The sequence below is a fragment of the Streptomyces sp. NBC_01426 genome (assembly GCF_036231985.1).
Lineage (GTDB): Bacteria > Actinomycetota > Actinomycetes > Streptomycetales > Streptomycetaceae > Streptomyces.
Map to the genome: position 1 here is coordinate 7,531,590 of NZ_CP109500.1, position 16,768 is coordinate 7,548,357.

Consider the following 16,768-nt stretch of genomic DNA (forward strand, 5'->3'; position numbering starts at 1 on the left):
GCCGGCCGCGACCGCGGGCCCCTCGACGCGAAGTCTGCACCCCCTCCGGTCTGGCCACACTGGTGGCCGCCGGCGTCGAAGTGACAGCAGCGGCGGAGTGGGCGGCCGGAGCCGCGCGGACGGGAAGGGCACAGAGGGCGAGCGCGGGAAGTCCCGCAGCATCGGGCTCTTGATCACACACGCGGGTCCAGTGGGCCCGACGCCCACCCCGACAGGCCCTCGGCGGATCAATTCACCCGTGCGGACGGCCGAATTCACTGCGGAAACGAGCCTGCGTCCTTCGCCTCGTCAGGGTCGAGCCAGTCGCCCTCACCGGCATCCCTGCCGCTGTCCGCGTGGACGAGAACCTGTACTTGGTCCGCGCCGGGCGTACGCCGGAGCCGGTACCGGCCGCTGGAGAGGAAGAGGTGGTGGGGACTCGGATCTGCCGTGCCCGGCCCGCACCCCCCGGTACTTGCGCTTGCGGCCCTCCGGTGCGGGAGCCGGCAGGCTACTCCCGGGTGTCAGCCGGGGTGGTTTGGCGCGGCTGAAGTGACGGAAGCGGGGGCCGTCAGGGCCGCGAGCTCCAGAGACCTCAGCATCGCTGCCCGGTCCGCCGGAACGTACTCTTCGGCGGCGGCGGCCGCGTCCAGCACCTCCCGGATCTCGGCGGCCGTGAGGCTGCGCGCCTCGGCCGCGGCCAGCAGGCCGTCCGCCCGTTCCCGGGGCAGGCCGCGTTCCGAGGCGATCAGGTCGTGCAGCGCTTCCTCGCGCACCGCGAAACGGCTCATTCCGCAGTCGAGGCCGTCGTCGTCCAGCTCGTCCGGGTAGGGCGCGCGGGCCCAGGCACCGTTCTCGTACCAGTACACACAGCCCAGCTCCCAGCCCTCCAACAGCTCCCGCAGGCGCTCGTACGGCAGCCAGTCCGGCGCCTGCGCCAGCATGTCGATCGCGGGGTCGTGCCATTTCACGGCACTGGACTCGTCCTCGCCGTACAACAGGTAGCGGCCCACTCCCACCTGCTGGAACGTCCACCAGGTGCAGCCGCGGTCGTCGAGGTGCAGCCCCTGGCCGTCGATCCACGTGCCGCCGCGGCGGACGCCCCGGGCCTCCGACTCCGCCGCGGCCTCCAGTACGGCGACCAGGGCCCAGCGCGCCCACAACACTTCGGCCGCCGGCAAGTCCTCCGGTCGACCAGGCCTGTCGATCGCCATTCCGTCCCCCACTCCGTCCAGTTCTCGTACGGCGTCCCGCATGATCGCCGAACCGTGATCGTAAGACAGCGCCGGGACGGATCCGGACGTCACGCTGCCTGCCTCGCCCTGCGGGCCGCTCGCAGACGCCGGACTCTTGATCGCCATCGGCCTGAGCAGTACCCGTGTCACCGCGCCGGTGTCCGCCGGCAAAGCTGATCCGGCATCAGACCGGGCAGGTCAGCCGCCGAACCGTGGCCCTGTCGCCTGTCGCCTGTCGCCTGTCGCCTGTCGACGCCGACCTGCCCAGCAGTCGGTGCCCGGTACAGCGTCATCCGCCTCCTGTCGTGCGCGGCGAACGGCTCGGTGCAGCTCAGCACCTACTGGCAGTTCGTGACCGCCTCCGGGACGAGCCGGCGAACCGTGCGGCCCACCATCAGCCAAGAGACCGGTATCGAGAAGTCCGATGGCCGTCGGTGACCTGCCCGCACCGGAGCTCCTCGGGCCTCGTATCAGGCGAGCTGCCAGCGCTCCAGCTGCTGGCTGACCAGATCGTGGAGGTCGAGGATGCCGTCGGTCGTGGGACTGCTGGAACAGCGTGAGCTCACCGCTCGCCGTCGTGTCGACGATCTGCGGGAGGAGGCCGACCGCCTCCGGGCGGAGCCTGCCATGGCTGAGCGGGAGTGGAACGAGTGGGGCATCGCCCGCTCACGCGTTGGCGAGGTACTGGCCCCGGGCAACGCCGCCGTCGTCGGCCCCGCCGCCTCCGAGGGTCTGCCGGCTCCCGGTGTGCAACCGGCGCGGCCCGAACCGGCGGAGGCGCCGAAGCCGAAAACAGTGGTGCCGGTGTGGCGCGCGGGGCCGGCCTGGTCGGCGCTGTCGGTGGACTACCAGCGCATCCTGCAGGCCCTCAGCGACCGTAACCGACTCGGTCAAGGAGCGTTGACGTGCCAGGAGATGGCCGCCTGCTTCGGCCTGGACCCCGTACCGGAAAAGTGGAGGCACTGCGATCGAAGGCCAAGCGGCTGACGGCGCGCGGCTGGCTGATTGAGCCGGCACCTGGCCGATTCACGCTCGCGAAGGACGTGGCCGGGCAACGCGGCGGGTCATGAGCATCGTCATCGACCAGTAGACCATCGCCTCCGCGCTGGCGATGGAACGCTCGAAGTCGCGCACGAGACGGCGACTTCGCATCAGGTGGGCGAAGAACCGCTCGACGATCCACCGCCTGGGCAGCACGACGAGGCCGCGCATGTCGTCGCTGCGCTTGACGATGGCGAGGACCAGGGCGAGGGCCGCGAGGCAGTACTCGACGAGGCTGCCGGTGTATCCGCCGTCGGCCCAGACCAGGGCCGGCAGGTGGTGCGCGGCAGTGACCTGGGTGAGCAGGACCTGGGCCGCGGCGCGATCGCCCACATCCGCTGCGGTGACCATCACAGCGAGTAGCAGGCCAAGGGTGTCGACCACGACGTGCCGCTTGCGCCCGTTGATCAGCTTGCCGCCGTCGAAGCCGCGGCTGTCAGAGCCGGTCGTGGAACTCGTGGACCAGATCGTGGTTGCGCCAGCGCCGGAAGAACGCGTAGGTCCGGTCCCACGGTGGGAAGTCGGCGGGCATGGACCGCCACTTCGTGCCGTTGTCGACCAGGTAGCGGATCGCGTCCGGCATCGCGCGGTGGCAATAGGCCTCCGGTTGCCCGCCCCGCCCCGCCCCGACCCGACCCGGCCCGGCCCGCCCCGCCCCGGCCCGGCCCGCCCCGCCCCGACCCGGCCCCGCAGCCGGCCCGGCACCGGCAGCAGTGGCCGGGACCACCGCCCACTCGGCGTCCGACATGTCGGTGGGATACCGACGCTCGCGCGCCCCATGGTCTCGGGCGTTCCCGAACCTGTGAGCCAGACAGTCACATGTGAGAGTGGCTGACGTGGACCCCACTCCCGCGGTGCCGTGGCAATGCGACAACAGGGCCTCCTGGAACGCACGTTGGCTTCGACACCCTTCGAGCTACCAAGAGGCCCTGCTCTCATGCACGGCAGCCGCCGCAGTCACCCGATCGACTGACTTCTCGACGAGATTGGGGCGACGGCAGTCGCGTCGCTTCTCGTGATCGCCGGGACGGACAAATTCGCACTGCCATCCAGGGAGACGGTCGGCTTGGTGACGCCCCGAGGCCGCCTCGCGGGTTTGAGCCCGGTGCCGCGACTGACGAAACTGGCGAAGAGTCGTGTCTTACCGGCTCGAGGCGCGGCCAACAGCGCCCGCTACGTCCTACTTCTCCTCCGGCTCCCAGGCGCGGAGCAGGTCGAGCAGCCCTGCGTCTCCGTCAACGTGCAAGGAGTCGGCCTGGATCCGGTCGTACAGGTAGAGGACCAGCTCACTGGCCGTGCCGTGGACGGAGGCGCCGGCTGCGTCCGAGTCTTCGCCGGTCGCGGCGGTGGGCGCGGGGATGCGGGTGGTGCGTGCGCCGTCGCCGTCGACGGTGAGGCGCCAGGAGCGGCCCTCGGCGGCGTGGAAGTCGAAGGCCGTGGGCTTGTGCGGCCAGGCACTCGGCGTTGCGCAGACGGTGAACAGGAACTCCTCCACACCGTCGAGTGCCGGCTCGACCGGCAGCGGCTGCGGGGCGCCCCCGGCGAGCTGGGCGTCGTAGGTGTGCACCGCGGTCTCCTGGACCCGGTGCCGGGCGGTGCCGCCCGCGGTCTGCGGTGACTGCGACGCGGGCCACCACGTCCAGCAACCGCTCTCCGGTCCCGCCGCGCGCAGGGCGCCCAGCAGAAGCTGCGTCGACGCGTCCAGCCAGGCCAGCAGGGCCTCACGCTCCTGCGGCACTCCCAGCGCGGCGCGCGCGGCGACGGCCTCGGCCGGGGGAGCGTCGGCAGGCCCCGCGCCGACGATGGCGGCCCAGAAACGGTCTCCCCCACCCAGGTGCTTCACCAGATCGAACAGCGTCCACCCGGGGCAGGTCGGCACCTGCGCGTCGAGACCGGGCGCGGCGGCGACCACGGCGCGGAAGGCGGTCGACCGTTCATCGATCAGTCGCAACAGGTCAGGGAACTCAAGATTCTTTTCCACGCCGGATGTCTATCACCGTGCTCCGGTGATCGGACAGCGATTTTCACAGTCGCCGCCGGTTGGCCATTGCGGACGTCCTCGCCTCCCACCGCTCGGGTGACAAGCTGCGCACTGCTGCGAGGATGCTGGTGGTGGCGGTACGCGGGATCAGTCCTCGCCGGCCGGGGTGATGGCTGTGCGCAACAAGGTGGCCATCGATCGGCCGGCCACCCGCAATGGTTCTGGATCTCGGGCAGCCCGGCTGAGCATGAAAGCACCCTCCAGCATCATGATCATCGAGTACGCGAGGGACTGCGCCGTCCTCGGCTCGGTCACCCAACGGCCGAACCACTGCGTCGCCGTGCCGACCCACTCCTCGAAAATCTCCGCCGTCGCGACCCGCAACACCTCATTGCTGCTCGCGACCTCCAGGGCCACCGTCCCGATCGGGCACGCGTCGGCATAGTCGGCCGCAGCAAGGTCATCTGCAGCAGCTTCGAATGCGCGCACGAGGGACTCCATCGGATCGGGCACGCTGTCCAACAGAGCCAGGACCATTCGGCCGTACTCGGTTCCGGATACGCGGATCATGTCCTCGGCCAGTTGCTGCTTGCCACCGGGGAAGAAGTGGTAGATCGAGCCGAACGGTGCGTCCGCCTCCATCGCGATCCGCTTCAGGCCGGTGGCCGAGTAGCCGTGTCGGCGGAACAGCACCGCGGCGGCCCTCTGGATTCTGGCTCGCGTGTTCGACTCTCCCATTGCCTTCCACCCCTTTCCCCGCCAAGATTACAGTAGAACGATCTATCAAGTGAGGGGCTGGGATGCCGAGGATCGAGTTGTCGTCCGGACCGATCGACTATCAGGACACCGGCGGTGAAGGGCCTGTACTGGTACTCGCCCACGGTTTACCGATGAACGAGACTCAGTGGCGCAAGGTGGTCCCGTTGTTGGACGGATACCGCTGCGTCCTGCCCACGCTGCCCCTGGGCGGTCATCGTCAGCCGATGAATCCGGATGCCGATCTGTCCCAGCGCGGTGTTGCCCTGCTCTTGGGCGAGTTCATCGAGGGGCTCGGTCTGGACCGGGTGACCCTCGTTCTCAATGACTGGGGCGGTGGACAGTTTCTGGTGTCGGAAGGGCAGGGCCGGCGCATCGCCCGCCTGGTGCTGGTGGCCTGCGAGGCCTTCGACAACTTTCCCCCAGGGCCGGCCAAGGCCATGGCGCAGGTGTGCAGGATTCCCGGCGGCGTCTGGCTCCTGACGCGACTCATGCGCGTTCCCGCCTTCCGTCACAGCCGGGGCGGATACGGCGGGATGAGCCTGCGTGGAGTCCCCGACGAGATCATGGACGACTGGTTCGCTCCCGCCACCCGCAGCAGGGCCATCCGCAGGGACTTCGCCAAATTCGCGACCGGGGCACCCGAACGCAAGACCCTGCTCGCCTGGAGCGATCGACTGCGTGACTTCGACCGCCCGGTATTGGTCGTCTGGGCGACCGAGGACCGGTTGATGCCGCGTGAGCACGGACCTCGGCTGGCCGAGCTGTACCCCCAGGGCCGGCTGGTCGAGATCGCCGACTCGTCCACCCTCGTCCCCGAGGACCAGCCCGAACAACTCGCCCAAGTACTCACCGACTTCCTGACCCAAACCGGAGCAGAACCGGTCCGAAGGGTCTCCTGAGCGCAGGGCGGCAGGCGGATGCGACAGCCGCTACCGCCCTCCCGTCGATGTCGAAACCACAGCCGGGCCGGTGTCGCTTGGCGCCGAGTGAAGTCGGAGCGGCGCCTGCCGTCCAGCATTGTCTGTTGCCCCGCTCTGCCCCCTTAAGCGGATGGGTCATCCGGTTGTGTGCTACGGTCCCCGACAAGCGGATGAACTATCCGTATGACTGGGTGGAGAAGCACATGACGAAGACAGCCGTGGTCACGGCGGGGACGGCCGGCATAGGGCTGGAGACGGCCCTGGGGCTGGCCGGTGCCGGGTTCTCGGTCACCGTGGTCGGACGTAACGCCGACCGGGGCGACCAGGCGGTCGGCCGAATCAACGCGACGTACCCGGCGCGCCCCGCCCGGTTCCTGCCCGCCGACCTCGGCTCGCTCGACCAGGTGCGCGCGCTCGCCGACCGGATCGCCGCCGAGCACGCCGTCTCCGGCGAACCGCTGACCGTGCTGGTCAACAACGTCGGGGCGATGTTCCCGGATCGACAGACCCTGGATGGGATCGAGGCGTCGTTCGTCGTCAACCATCTCTCGCCGTACCTGCTGACGGAACTGCTACTGCCCACACTGACGGCCGGGGCGCCGAGCAGGATCGTGAACGTGACCTCGAGTGCGGTCGGGCTCGCGAAACGGGCCTTCGACACCGTCGAGCCGCCCGGCGGCTACTACGGTTTCCACTGGTACGGCCGCGCCAAGCTCGCCAACCTCGCCTACACGCTCGACCTGGCCACCCGGCTGGAAGGCACGGGCGTCTCGGTCTTCGCGGCCGATCCCGGAGGCGCCGCGACCGACATGACCAACGACACCCTGACCGACCCGAAGATCGTCTCACCAGCCCTGCGGCTGCTGTGGCCGCTGGTGCGCCGCAAGTTCGAACGTTCTACCTCGGGTCCGGCGTCCCTGGCTGCCCGGCCCTCGATCGTCGCCGCCACCGACGACACCCTTGCGGGCCAGACCGGCATCGTCATCGGAGCCCAGGCGCGCCCGATGGCACCGCTGCGCGCAGCCACAGACGCCCGCGTCGCCCAGGACGTGCGCCGGCTCAGCGAACGGCACGCACCTCTCACTCTCACGGCTACCTGACCCACCAAGCGGTGCGGGCATCGGCGGCATCATCCGGATGAGTCATCCGATTAGCATGTTCCCCATGACGACACCCCTGCGCAAGGACGCGGCCCGCAACTGGGACCGGATCGTCGCTGTCGCCCGTGCCCTGGTCGACCAGGGCACACCCCTGCAGTTGAACGACGTCGCCAGCCGCGCCGGACTGGGGGTCGGCACCGTCTACCGGCACTTCGCCACCCCCGAGGCGCTGCTGGAGACCGTCGCCACTCCCTGCCTGGAAGCCCTGGCCGCCCACGGCCGGCAGGGGTTGGCCGACACCGACCCCTGGCACGCGCTCGAAGCCTTCCTGTTCCACACCGTCGAAGCGCAGGTCACCGACGCCTCCCTGGCCCCGGTCGCCGCCGCAACCACCGACACCCTGCCGCGCACCACGGAACTCAAAGAGACGCTCCAGTCGGTCGGCAGCGCACTCCTCGACCGGGCGCGCGACGCCGGAGCGGTCCGCCACGACCTGGCCGCCGCCGACCTCGTCCCGCTCATGTGCGGCATCGCCTACGCCGTCAACGTCCACGGCGGCACACCCCCCGACCGGATCGACACCGCGCACCGCTACCTGGCCACACTCCTCGAAGGACTGCACACCACGCCACAGCACGCCTGAGAACGCCACCCGCGCACCAACCGGGTGATCCGGGTGCCTTCCGCCGGTGCGGTCCTTTGACGGAGGGGACGAAGTACCTGCTGAGCAAGACCGACCCTCCGAAGCTCGAACTGGCTGACGATGACGGCAGCCCGGCCTGTGCTGGGTACGTCGAGACCGCCGACGACTCGCAAGAGCGTGCGCCGTTCAATCAGATCGTCAACGTCGCTGTCCGCGACCTGCAGAACATCGGCAACTACTGCGTGTGGCTGGACGTCACGAAGCCGGCCCCCGGACACTCGCGGTCCCATGCGGCCGGCCAGGCGAGTACAACGTTGGACGCAGCTTTCGGCGCGCTGACCGAGGAACGGAAGAAGGAACTCGCGACGTTGATCCCGGAGGGATGGACCGGGGGAGACAGGGATTGGCGCATGCACTGCGTCAGGTCCGCGGCCCTGGGCGACAGGAGGTACCTCATGGGGGTCTCGGCTGCTCCGTGGACGGGTGACAACGACGTTCTGCTGGGTGCGTTGAAGGCGTACACCGCCGAGGTCAAGGCGGGATGCGTCCCTGTGGCGGCAAGCGGTTCCTCCGGGATTGCGGTGAGGCCGATGCGGATGTACGGCTCGGGCGCCAGCCGGACGAAGGACCGCACCTACCGGTGGGACACCGACGGCGCCTACATCTTCGGCGCCGACAGCAAGACCGTGCCATCGGAGCAGACCTACTGGACCGACAACGACGGGCAACTGATCGGCGGACCCAAGGGCGCTGCCGGCCAGACCTGGACGATCAAGCCCTGGACGCCGCCCCCGGCTCCCAAGGCGAGCCTGAACGACTACGAACTCACCGGCCTGTTCGGCCCCCTCGGCGCCTTCCAATGGATTGAGGAGGCGCCCGTCTCCAAGCCGATGTAGGCGGCGTATGGAACCTCGCCGAAGGCGGCCCACCCATGACCAGCCCAACGCCCAACCCGGCCTCAGTCACGTCATGATGGATCAGTGGTCTGTTCTGGTACGGAAGAATCTGTTCTCTGGCTCTTCAGCCAGGCGATCCGACAGAAACGGCCCGCCCGTCACTGCTTCGGCAGGGGTGGCAGTTCGGCATGCCTGACGGTGTAGCCGCCCCTGGTCACCGGGGCGTACGCGGCGGGGGCCATGCAGGTGCCGACCAGGGCCTCTGTGGGAACGGTGTCGCCGCTCGGCAGCAGGTTCACGCCGTTCCAGGAGAAGCCCACGCGGTCTCGGGAGCGCCCCTTGTCCTCGCCGCCGTCGTAGACACTGAACCCGACCCGCTTGCCGACATCATCTACCGGACCCCCCTCGCTCACCCTGGTGATGACCGCCGTCAGCGTCGCGGTGCGGGGGCCGGTGACCAGGCAGTCCACGAGGCCCTCGGATGTGTAGGTCTTGTTCCGCACGGCGGAGTAGTGGGAGACCGTGACCGTGCCCCGGGCATCCGTCGGAAGCCCCGTGGGGATCCCCGGTAACGGCCGACTGTACGGGGCCGCCTGCGCGTCGAAGGTGAACGAGCGGACGTCGTCGTCCGGGTAGTAGGGAAGGACGAACTCCGCGCTCCCCGTGACGCTCGCGTACGCGGTCTTGTCCGCACGCTGCTCGGCGGAGGCAACGGGGGCAGCACTCAGAGGTAAGCCGACCACGAGGGTGGCGAGCAGGGCAGGGAGGGCCATCTTCCTGGGGCGGGGCATTGCAGTCATCGGACTCTCCGGGTGGTTGAGGGCCCCGCACCTGAGAAGGCGTGGGCGGGATGGCTGTTCGGGGAACACGAGGGCGCCCACCGCCAGTCGGTGCTCTCCGACTTCGGGCACCGGGCCGGGCGCCCCGCGCTTGTCAGCTGTTCACCGTGGGGCTGAGCCCCGAACTGCGGGCAAGTGTCGCAAGCATCAGCGCCGAGTCCGCGTGGAGCGTGATGCGCACCGGTCTGAAGGTGGTGGCGTCCACCGGCGACTCCCCGGTGCCGGGATTGCGGGCGTAGCGCGGATGGGCGCCTCCGCTGATCTGCCAGCGAATGCGGTGGCCGACCTCGAATCTGTGGGCGGTCGAGCTCATCTCCACGGTGACCTGCGACGGCTCCTGACCTTCCGTCCGCAGTTGACCCAGCCCGTCGCAGATGTTGATGGAGCGGCCCTGTGCGTCGACGTCGCACAGGCGGGTGAAGACGTCGGTGTGACCGGTGTCCGTGGAGATGCTCAACCGTGCCGAGATCGGCCCGACGACGTCCACGGGCTCGGTCAGCGGGGGGCTGGTGAAGGTCAGTACGTCGTCCCGGGCCTCCAGGGTGCTGTTGTCGCGAGGGCCGGCGGTCCGGGAGAGGAGGGGGCCGCCCAGGGACGGGGTGGGGTCGCTCGGGTCGTAGCGGAACGACGTCACTGGTGAGCAGTCCGTGGGGGCCTGCTGGGTGAGATCTCCCTGCGCGGTGGGGAACCGCGGGCTGACGGCCGTGGTCGGAGGCCATTCGTCCATGTCCCGCCAGGCGTCTTCGCCACCTACGTGCACGCGCACCTTCGTGGGACGCAGGTCGCAGGGGTCGACGTACAGGTGGGCGCGCAGCCAGACGAGGCTTTCGGCGAACACCTCGGGCCATCCCTGTTGTAGGGCGGAGGTGTGGGTCCAGGGGCCGATGAGCAGGGAGGTCTCGCATCCGATGCGACGCAGCCGGTCGTACTGCTCGAAGGTCTGGTCGGCCAGCGCGTCGTGCCATCCGGTGATCAGGCTCGTGGGCACGCTGTGCCGCTCCGCCACTTCGCCCAGGGACGCGCCGTTCCAGTACACGTCCTCGGCGTCCGGATGCGTCATCACGTCGTCCAGCCAGGGCACTTCGCACCCGAGGGCCGAGGCGTGCGCCCCGCGCAGCGGCTGCGCGGTGGTGACTTCACGCAGGCGTCGTTGCAGGCGCAGGGTTGCCTTCAGGAACGGTGCCATGCCCTGGTGCTGGTAGGTCATTCCCGCGCCGACGGCGAGGGCGGTCTCCAGGTTGAGCGCACCGCGCGCGTGGAACAGGGCGTGGGGGTCGTGCAGGCCCACCTGCACCACCATCGCCTTCAGCTCCGGCGGCGGGTCCGCGGCGAGGGCCCACTGCACGTAGCCCAGGTAGCTGGGGCCGACAGTCCCCAGTGTTCCGTTGAACCAGGGCTGCTCGCGCAGCCAGGACACCGTGGCCTGGCCGTCGGAGGCCTCGTTACGCCACAGGTCGAACGTGCCTCCCGAACCCCCGGTGCCGCGGCAGCTCTGCACGATCACGTGGAAGCCCTGTTCGGCGAAGAGCAGCCCGTACATGGGGGACCACGGCAGGCCCCTGCCGTAGGGCGAGCGGACCAGCAGGGTGGGGAAGTCGCCTTCGGCGCGCGGGAAGTAGTGGTCCGTGATCAGCGGGCTGCCGTCGGCGGCCGGCACCACCAATCCGGGCTCCCATCCGACGTCGTGCAGCTTGGCCGGGAGACGGCGCCACGTCGCCCTCATCATGCGCGAGGAAACGGGCGGCTTCCGGGAAGGCGGTGTCCAGGTCGGACTGAGCACGGAACCCTGCGTGCGTGACGTCATCGTTCCCCTCCTTGATTCTCGTACCATGTACGAGAATAGAATACTCGACTGTGGCCCACAAGGGCTTTCGATCAAGGAAGGAGCGTGGAGCATGCCGCGTGACGGAGAGGCCGGCGCCCCGGGCGTCGACCCCCAGCAGCTTTGGCTGAACCCTGCCCAGCCGCGCAGGGGCCGCAAGCCCACCTACAGCCGGGAGGCGATCACCGAGGCGGCCGTCGCCCTGGCGGACGCCGAGGGCCTCGACGCGGTCACCATGCGGAAGGTCGCCGAACGGGCCGGAGCCGGCGTCATGTCGCTCTACAGCTACGCCCCCGACAAGGAGACGCTGCTGCACCTGATGGTCGACCACGTCAGCGGAGAACTGCCGACCACGGGCGCGCTCACCGGCGACTGGCGCGCCGACCTGAAGGCGATCGCCCGCCTTCAGCGCGCCCACATGCTGCGACACCCCTGGCTGCCCGCCGCGCTGTCCACCCGGCGCGTCCCCGGGCCCAACACCCTGGCCTTCCTGGAGCATGCGCTCGCCGCCCTGCGGCCTGCCGGGCTGGACGGCACGGCGAAGCTGGAGATCTTCGCCCAGCTCACGGGGTTCGTGGCCGGGCACGTCGGCCATGAGATCGCGCAGGCCGAAGTTTCGCAGTCCCCCGACCGGGCCGCGGCCGAAGCCCGGTACCTCGTCGCCGTCGCCACGGACGGCCATCACCCGGAACTCGCCGAGGCCATTTCGGCCCCGGGGCGTCCCGTCACCCCCGAAGCCACTTTCACCCGGTTCCTGAACCGCCTGATCGACGGCCTCGATACCGATTGATCCCGACACCGAGCTGCTCCAAGGCCGTGTTTCGGATGCCGAACTCGAGGTCTAATCCACGAACATGGTCGAATCGATGAACGCCCGCCTCCGCAAAGCCACCCGCAACCGCGGCCACTTTCCCTCGGCCAGGCCGCGTTGAAGGTTCTCTACCTCGCGGTCCGCGAGCAGATCAACCCGAAAGCGCGCGACGCGAACCACGTCGCCGCACTCTTGAAGAGGGTGTGGAAGGCCGAAGTACAGGCCGAGGCTGGCGATGACGCCGACCGCGGTGGCGGTGATGCAGCTCAGTGCGGCGAAGACGAGATCCGCCCTCCCCGGGTGGCTTCCCGGACAGGGCAGTCCTGCCGTGGCGTCGACGGCGTGTGCAGCTGCGGGCCTCAAGGTCGGCAGCGGCGCGACGTGACCGAGCCCGGCCGGGGTGACTGTGGACCGGCCGGGCTCTGCGTACTGGGACGAGTAGTGCTCTGGTCAGAACGTCTCGTCGTGCAGGTCCTCTTCGCGCAGCAGATCGTCCTCGCGACGACGTGAAGCCTCTTCTTCGCCCGGCTTCTGGCCCTGCTCGCGGGACGGCTTGCCCGGCTGGTGCTGCGCAGGGTCTCCGGGGCGGCGGTGCTCCTGCGCCTCGCGGCCCTTGCCCGGCTCCTGATGCTTGTCCTGCGTACCGCCCATGACGGCGACTCCTCTTGATGCGTGGGGTACGGATTCCTCTCGGATCACGCTGACACGTAGCGTGACGGTCTGCATCATGTCGACTGCGAAGCGAGGCACACGGGTGACGCCCGTCCCTCGATGTGGCGGCGTCGGAAGGCGGGCCATGCCTTCAGGCCGGAGGATGGGCACGATCCCCATCCCGCCTACTGTCAGGAGCCCGCACCATGCTGGAGCGCACGCTGCGCAAGAACTGCACGGAGGTCACCTTCGTCCTGCCCGCCGACACCCCACCCGGCCCCGTCAGCGTGGTGGGCGACTTCAACGACTGGCAGCCCGGTGCCCACTCCCTGCGGCCCCGCAAAGACGGGAGGCGGGCCGTCACGGTCGAGCTGCCGAGCAAGAGCACGCATTCCTTCCGGTACCTGGCAGCCGGGGACTACTGGTTCAACGACGAGAGCGTGGGCGACCATGACGGCCCCAACAGCCGCCTGCACACCTGATCAGCCCAACCCGGCATGACCGGGCACGGCTCGTCACGTCGAACCCGTCATTGCACGCGCCTCGTCTGCGCGAGGGTGGGGTCGGACCTGGGCGATGACGAGGGGCGTCGTCGGCAGCATCAGGGTGACACAGTGTGACCTGGAGCCGGTCGCAGGTCGCCTCCAGAGGTAGGCCGCTCGGTCAGCCGGGCGGCACCCGGTTCGAGGGACCCAGGGCCCTGGCACGCGCAGCACGGCGATCGCGGACGTCGGGAACTTCGTACCGGCCTGCTCCAGTGCGTAGCGGTCAGCCTCACCGGCAAGCATCAGCACCAGCGCTTGCACGCCGGGGTTGTGCCCGATCGGCATCAGCGTCCCAACAACCTGTGCGGGGATCTCCTGTACGACGCTCGGCAACTCGTCCGCGCTCGCCCCGTAGAGGCGTACCTCGTAGATCGTCAGCGTGCTGGCGCCGAACTCGGCCTCGGCTGCGACGAGGTACCTACGTCTGGCGGGCACGCCGGGCGGAGGAACACACGACGAGGTAGGGAACACAGCCGGCCTCGCGCAGCCAGAGGCCGGCTGCCGGGGCCCGCGCCGGCAGCGCGAGCGAGCGGACGTTCGTGGTCGGCCGGCAGCGGCCGGGCGGACATGGCGTGCCGGCAGGGGGAGGTGCGGGCGACGTGGCAGGTGGGGTGCGTTCCAAGGCGACGGTCATGGTGGAGACCTGTATCCGGGTCGGCCTCAGTTCGGCGGCCCGGCATATTGATTGCCGGAAATGACACCCGAGTTGCATCCGGTGCGCGAAGTACTCCGGTGCGGAGATCAAACGGGGTTCCGACCAGGTTGGTTTTCGCTGGGTATGAGGTTCATGCTCCGGCCTTCTGCGCGGCCGACGTGGTCAGGGCGCAGTTGACGTCGACCACGCCTTCCACGGCGCGTGCGAGACGTGCTGCCACCGGAATGAGGGATGCGTCGAGGATGCCGCCGGAGAGGGTGACCACGCCGTGCTGGACATCGACCCGCACCCTGTGCTGTGCGAGCGGGAACAGGCGGCCGACCACCTCGCGCCTTATCTCGTCGGCGAGTTCACTGTCCGGGCGCAGGAAGACCTCGAGCAGGTCGGTGCGACTGACAATGCCCTGGAGGGTGCCGGCCGGGTCGACGACCAGCAGTCGTTTGATGTGCCGTTCCGCCATGAGGCGGGCCGCCTGGGCCAGGGTGGTGTTCGGTCGAACGGTGACGGCGGGGGTCGTCATCAGGTCCTTGGCCAGTGTGGAGCCGGCCTTCAGCGTGTCATCCAGCCGCCGCATCTGCTCGATGAGACTGGAGTCGTGATCGCGGAACTCCTCTTTCGGAAGCAGGTCGGCTTCCGAGACCACACCGATGACCCTGCCCGCGCCCTCGCCCTCGCCTTCGATGACCGGTACCGCGGTCACTTGCCACTGCTTCATGACGGCGACGATCTCCTTGAACTCGGCGAGGGGCGTGACGCTGACGACGATTCTCGTCATCACGTCGCGGACGAGATGTGGACTGGAGGTCATGGCGTGGTGGTCCTCAATGAGAAGGCGAAAGGTCCCCGGGTTGTCCCGGAGATCGGCGGCCGTCCCCCGGTGAAGGGACCCCGCCATCCACCATCACACGTTCATGGCACGGTCCGGACGGGCCTGTCAGGCCCGTGTACGGGACCGTCCGGCCCTGTCCGGAAACCGGGCAGCGGGGACAGCATGAAGTGACCTCTGCCGAACGGAGCACGGGGAGACATGGAGAGGTGGCGTCATGAAGGCACTCGTCTTCCAGGGACCGGGACACACCACGTGGCAGGAGGTGCCGGATCCAGCGATCAAGGATCCCGCCGACGTGATCGTGCGCGTCGACGCCGTGACGATCTGTGGTACGGACCTGCACATCGTCAAGGGTGACCTGCCGGAGGTGACTCCAGGCCGTGTGCTCGGTCACGAGGCCGTGGGCACGGTGGTGGAGAGTGGCGGTGACGTCCGTTCGGTGCGGCCCGGCGATCGGGTCCTGGTCTCTTGTATCTCCTCGTGCGGCCGGTGCCGGTTCTGCCGTGAGAGCCGCTACGGGCAGTGTCGTGGGGGCGGTGGCTGGGTGCTCGGCCACACCATCGACGGAACCCAGGCCGAGTACGTCCGGGTGCCGTTCGCCGACCTTTCCGTGCACCCGCTGCCAAGCACGGTCGACAGCGCCGAGACCGTCCTGCTGGCGGACATCTTCCCCACCGCCTACGAGGTGGGAGTGCTGAACGGCAACGTGCGGCCCGGGGACACCGTCGTCGTGGTCGGCGTCGGCCCCGTAGGACTCGCGGCGATCGCCACGGCACGGTTGTACTCGCCGGCCCGCGTCATCGCCGTCGATCTCGAGCCGTCCCGGCTGGCGGCGGCGCGCGAGCTGGGGGCGGACGCGGTCGTGAACGCCGCGGCGGAACCGGAAATGCTCGTGGGCGACTTGACCGACGGTCTCGGCGCGGACGTGGTCATGGAGGCCGTCGGCGTGCCCGAGACCTTCGAGACGTGTACCCGGATGGTCCGCCCGGGCGGCCGGGTCGCGAACATCGGCGTCCACGGCAAGCCCGCGATCCTGCACCTCGAAGACCTGTGGATCAAGGACGTCACCATCACCACCGGGCTCGTGGACACCAGCTCCACGCCGATGCTGCTGCGCATGCTGGCGGCCGGCCGGCTGCCGACATCGTCGCTGATCACCCATCGTTTCGAGCTGGGACAGATGGAAGAGGCGTACGAGGTGTTCTCCCGTGCCGGTGAGACGGGTGCGCTGAAGGTAGTTCTGGGCGGGCCGCGCCACGACGACCTGGCCGTATCGAACCCGTCGCGCGTCCAGAAGGCGTGACGGCCCCGGTGCGCCACGTCACCGGTGCTGACATGGGGGCCGCTCGGCCCCTGAGTCTGTCCCCGTCGGCCCTGCCAGGCGAACGCCCCACCGGGTGATTCTGGGGTGCGGACCTGTTTCGGGTCTCGCTTCCGAAGAGGTGATCCACCATGCCTCGGATCCAGATCTCGGCACCCCGGCCACGGCCGTACCGCCCCCCGCCCCTTGACCTGCGCATGCCGTCGGGGCGCGTCCTGCCGTACTGAGACAGCAGGAAAGGAGGCGGGCCCATGAGCGCACAGCGGGTACTGGTCGCCTACGGCAGCAAGTACGGAGCGACCGCCGGCATCGCGGATGGGATCGGCAGGTCGCTGCGCGACGACGGCTTCGAGGTGGTCGTCGCGCCGGCCCAGAACGTGGAGGACGTCCGCGGTTACGACGGCGTGGTCCTGGGCGGTTCGCCGTACGCAGGCAGGGCCCGGCGCTGCGCCGAACGCAACGGCGAACACCTGCGCCACCGCCCGGTGTGGCTGTTCAGTAGTGGTCCGGTGGACAGCTCTGCCGAGGAGCGGAACCTGACTCCCGTACGGGACGCGGCCCGGGCGATGGAGAGTCTCGGAGCCCGCGAGCACGTTACGTTCGGCGGCAGCATCACGGACACAACCCCGGCCTGCGCGCACGGATCCTGGTGCGCCAGGGCGGGGCCGGGGATTTCCGCGATTCTGAGCGGATCCGCGCCTGGGCCCGTCGGATCGGTGCCGAACTCGCGGCGACCCGCTG

At 69.5% G+C, this 16,768-nt stretch carries 16 protein-coding genes and 4 pseudogenes; 10 read left to right on the forward strand and 10 right to left on the reverse strand.

Annotation, left to right across the window (positions count from 1 at the left end; translation table 11 throughout):
* Positions 1–503: 503 nt before the first annotated feature.
* A complete protein-coding gene (locus OG906_RS33805) occupies positions 504–1,286 on the reverse strand; it encodes a hypothetical protein (RefSeq protein WP_329447825.1) in 783 nt (260 codons plus the stop codon).
* A gap of 453 nt (positions 1,287–1,739) precedes the next feature.
* Between OG906_RS33805 and OG906_RS33810 the strand changes: the two are divergent.
* Positions 1,740–2,284, forward strand: a pseudogene (locus OG906_RS33810) (hypothetical protein).
* On the opposite strand, the pseudogene OG906_RS33815 reads toward OG906_RS33810, so the two are convergent.
* The 4 genes and pseudogenes from OG906_RS33815 to OG906_RS33830 form a co-directional block, all read right to left on the reverse strand.
* Positions 2,241–2,684: pseudogene (locus OG906_RS33815) on the reverse strand (transposase); the annotation flags it as partial. The pseudogenes OG906_RS33810 and OG906_RS33815 sit on opposite strands and share 44 nt — an antisense overlap.
* 7 nt (positions 2,685–2,691) lie before the next feature.
* Entirely contained in the window at positions 2,692–3,003 is a 312-nt protein-coding gene (locus tag OG906_RS33820) for a transposase (protein WP_329447826.1), read from the reverse strand.
* A gap of 432 nt (positions 3,004–3,435) precedes the next feature.
* Entirely contained in the window at positions 3,436–4,236 is an 801-nt protein-coding gene (locus OG906_RS33825) for a maleylpyruvate isomerase family mycothiol-dependent enzyme (protein WP_329447827.1), read from the reverse strand.
* A gap of 147 nt (positions 4,237–4,383) precedes the next feature.
* Positions 4,384–4,974, reverse strand: a complete 591-nt coding sequence (locus tag OG906_RS33830) for a TetR/AcrR family transcriptional regulator (RefSeq protein WP_329447828.1) — start codon at positions 4,972–4,974, stop codon at positions 4,384–4,386.
* Positions 4,975–5,036: 62 nt separating this feature from the next.
* Between OG906_RS33830 and OG906_RS33835 the strand changes: the two genes are divergently transcribed.
* From OG906_RS33835 to OG906_RS33850, 4 genes are all read left to right on the forward strand, one after another.
* Entirely contained in the window at positions 5,037–5,894 is an 858-nt protein-coding gene (locus OG906_RS33835; RefSeq protein WP_329447829.1) for an alpha/beta fold hydrolase, read from the forward strand.
* Positions 5,895–6,118: 224 nt separating this feature from the next.
* The gene (locus OG906_RS33840) at positions 6,119–7,015 is read left to right on the forward strand and encodes an SDR family NAD(P)-dependent oxidoreductase (protein WP_329447830.1); all 897 of its coding nucleotides are present in this window, start codon (positions 6,119–6,121) and stop codon (positions 7,013–7,015) included.
* A 64-nt stretch (positions 7,016–7,079) separates the two neighbouring features.
* Complete coding sequence (locus OG906_RS33845; RefSeq protein WP_329447831.1) at positions 7,080–7,658, forward strand: TetR/AcrR family transcriptional regulator; 579 nt, start codon at positions 7,080–7,082, stop codon at positions 7,656–7,658.
* A 56-nt stretch (positions 7,659–7,714) separates the two neighbouring features.
* On the forward strand, positions 7,715–8,554 hold the full coding sequence (locus OG906_RS33850; protein ID WP_329447832.1) for a hypothetical protein: 840 nt from the start codon (positions 7,715–7,717) through the stop codon (positions 8,552–8,554).
* A 158-nt stretch (positions 8,555–8,712) separates the two neighbouring features.
* Here OG906_RS33850 and OG906_RS33855 read toward each other — a convergent pair whose 3' ends face one another.
* The gene (locus OG906_RS33855; RefSeq protein WP_329447833.1) at positions 8,713–9,354 is read right to left on the reverse strand and encodes a hypothetical protein; all 642 of its coding nucleotides are present in this window, start codon (positions 9,352–9,354) and stop codon (positions 8,713–8,715) included.
* A gap of 133 nt (positions 9,355–9,487) precedes the next feature.
* A complete protein-coding gene (locus OG906_RS33860) occupies positions 9,488–11,197 on the reverse strand; it encodes a CocE/NonD family hydrolase (protein ID WP_443067440.1) in 1,710 nt (569 codons plus the stop codon).
* Between the two features lie 91 nt (positions 11,198–11,288).
* Between OG906_RS33860 and OG906_RS33865 the strand changes: the two genes are divergently transcribed.
* A complete protein-coding gene (locus OG906_RS33865) occupies positions 11,289–12,005 on the forward strand; it encodes a TetR/AcrR family transcriptional regulator (protein WP_329447834.1) in 717 nt (238 codons plus the stop codon).
* A gap of 55 nt (positions 12,006–12,060) precedes the next feature.
* Positions 12,061–12,167, forward strand: a pseudogene (locus OG906_RS43695) (transposase); the annotation flags it as partial.
* Between the two features lie 309 nt (positions 12,168–12,476).
* Here the strand turns inward: OG906_RS43695 and OG906_RS43700 are convergent.
* Positions 12,477–12,857 (reverse strand): hypothetical protein, encoded by a 381-nt coding sequence (locus OG906_RS43700; RefSeq protein WP_443067441.1) that lies wholly within the window; start codon positions 12,855–12,857, stop codon positions 12,477–12,479.
* Positions 12,858–12,883: 26 nt separating this feature from the next.
* Here OG906_RS43700 and OG906_RS33880 point away from each other — a divergent pair, with 26 nt between their 5' ends.
* Positions 12,884–13,159, forward strand: coding sequence for an isoamylase early set domain-containing protein (locus OG906_RS33880; protein ID WP_329447836.1), 276 nt, complete (start codon positions 12,884–12,886; stop codon positions 13,157–13,159).
* Positions 13,160–13,192: 33 nt separating this feature from the next.
* Here OG906_RS33880 and OG906_RS33885 read toward each other — a convergent pair whose 3' ends face one another.
* Positions 13,193–13,657 carry a hypothetical protein gene (locus OG906_RS33885; protein WP_329447837.1) on the reverse strand — a complete coding sequence of 155 codons (465 nt, stop codon included), beginning with the start codon at positions 13,655–13,657 and terminating at the stop codon, positions 13,193–13,195.
* Between the two features lie 350 nt (positions 13,658–14,007).
* Entirely contained in the window at positions 14,008–14,685 is a 678-nt protein-coding gene (locus OG906_RS33890) for a CBS domain-containing protein (protein ID WP_329447838.1), read from the reverse strand.
* A gap of 235 nt (positions 14,686–14,920) precedes the next feature.
* On the opposite strand from OG906_RS33890, the gene OG906_RS33895 reads away from it, so the two are divergent.
* Positions 14,921–16,009, forward strand: coding sequence for an alcohol dehydrogenase catalytic domain-containing protein (locus OG906_RS33895; protein WP_329447839.1), 1,089 nt, complete (start codon positions 14,921–14,923; stop codon positions 16,007–16,009).
* A gap of 269 nt (positions 16,010–16,278) precedes the next feature.
* A pseudogene (locus tag OG906_RS33900) lies at positions 16,279–16,575 on the forward strand (flavodoxin domain-containing protein); the annotation flags it as partial.
* Between the last annotated feature and the right edge of the window lie 193 nt (positions 16,576–16,768).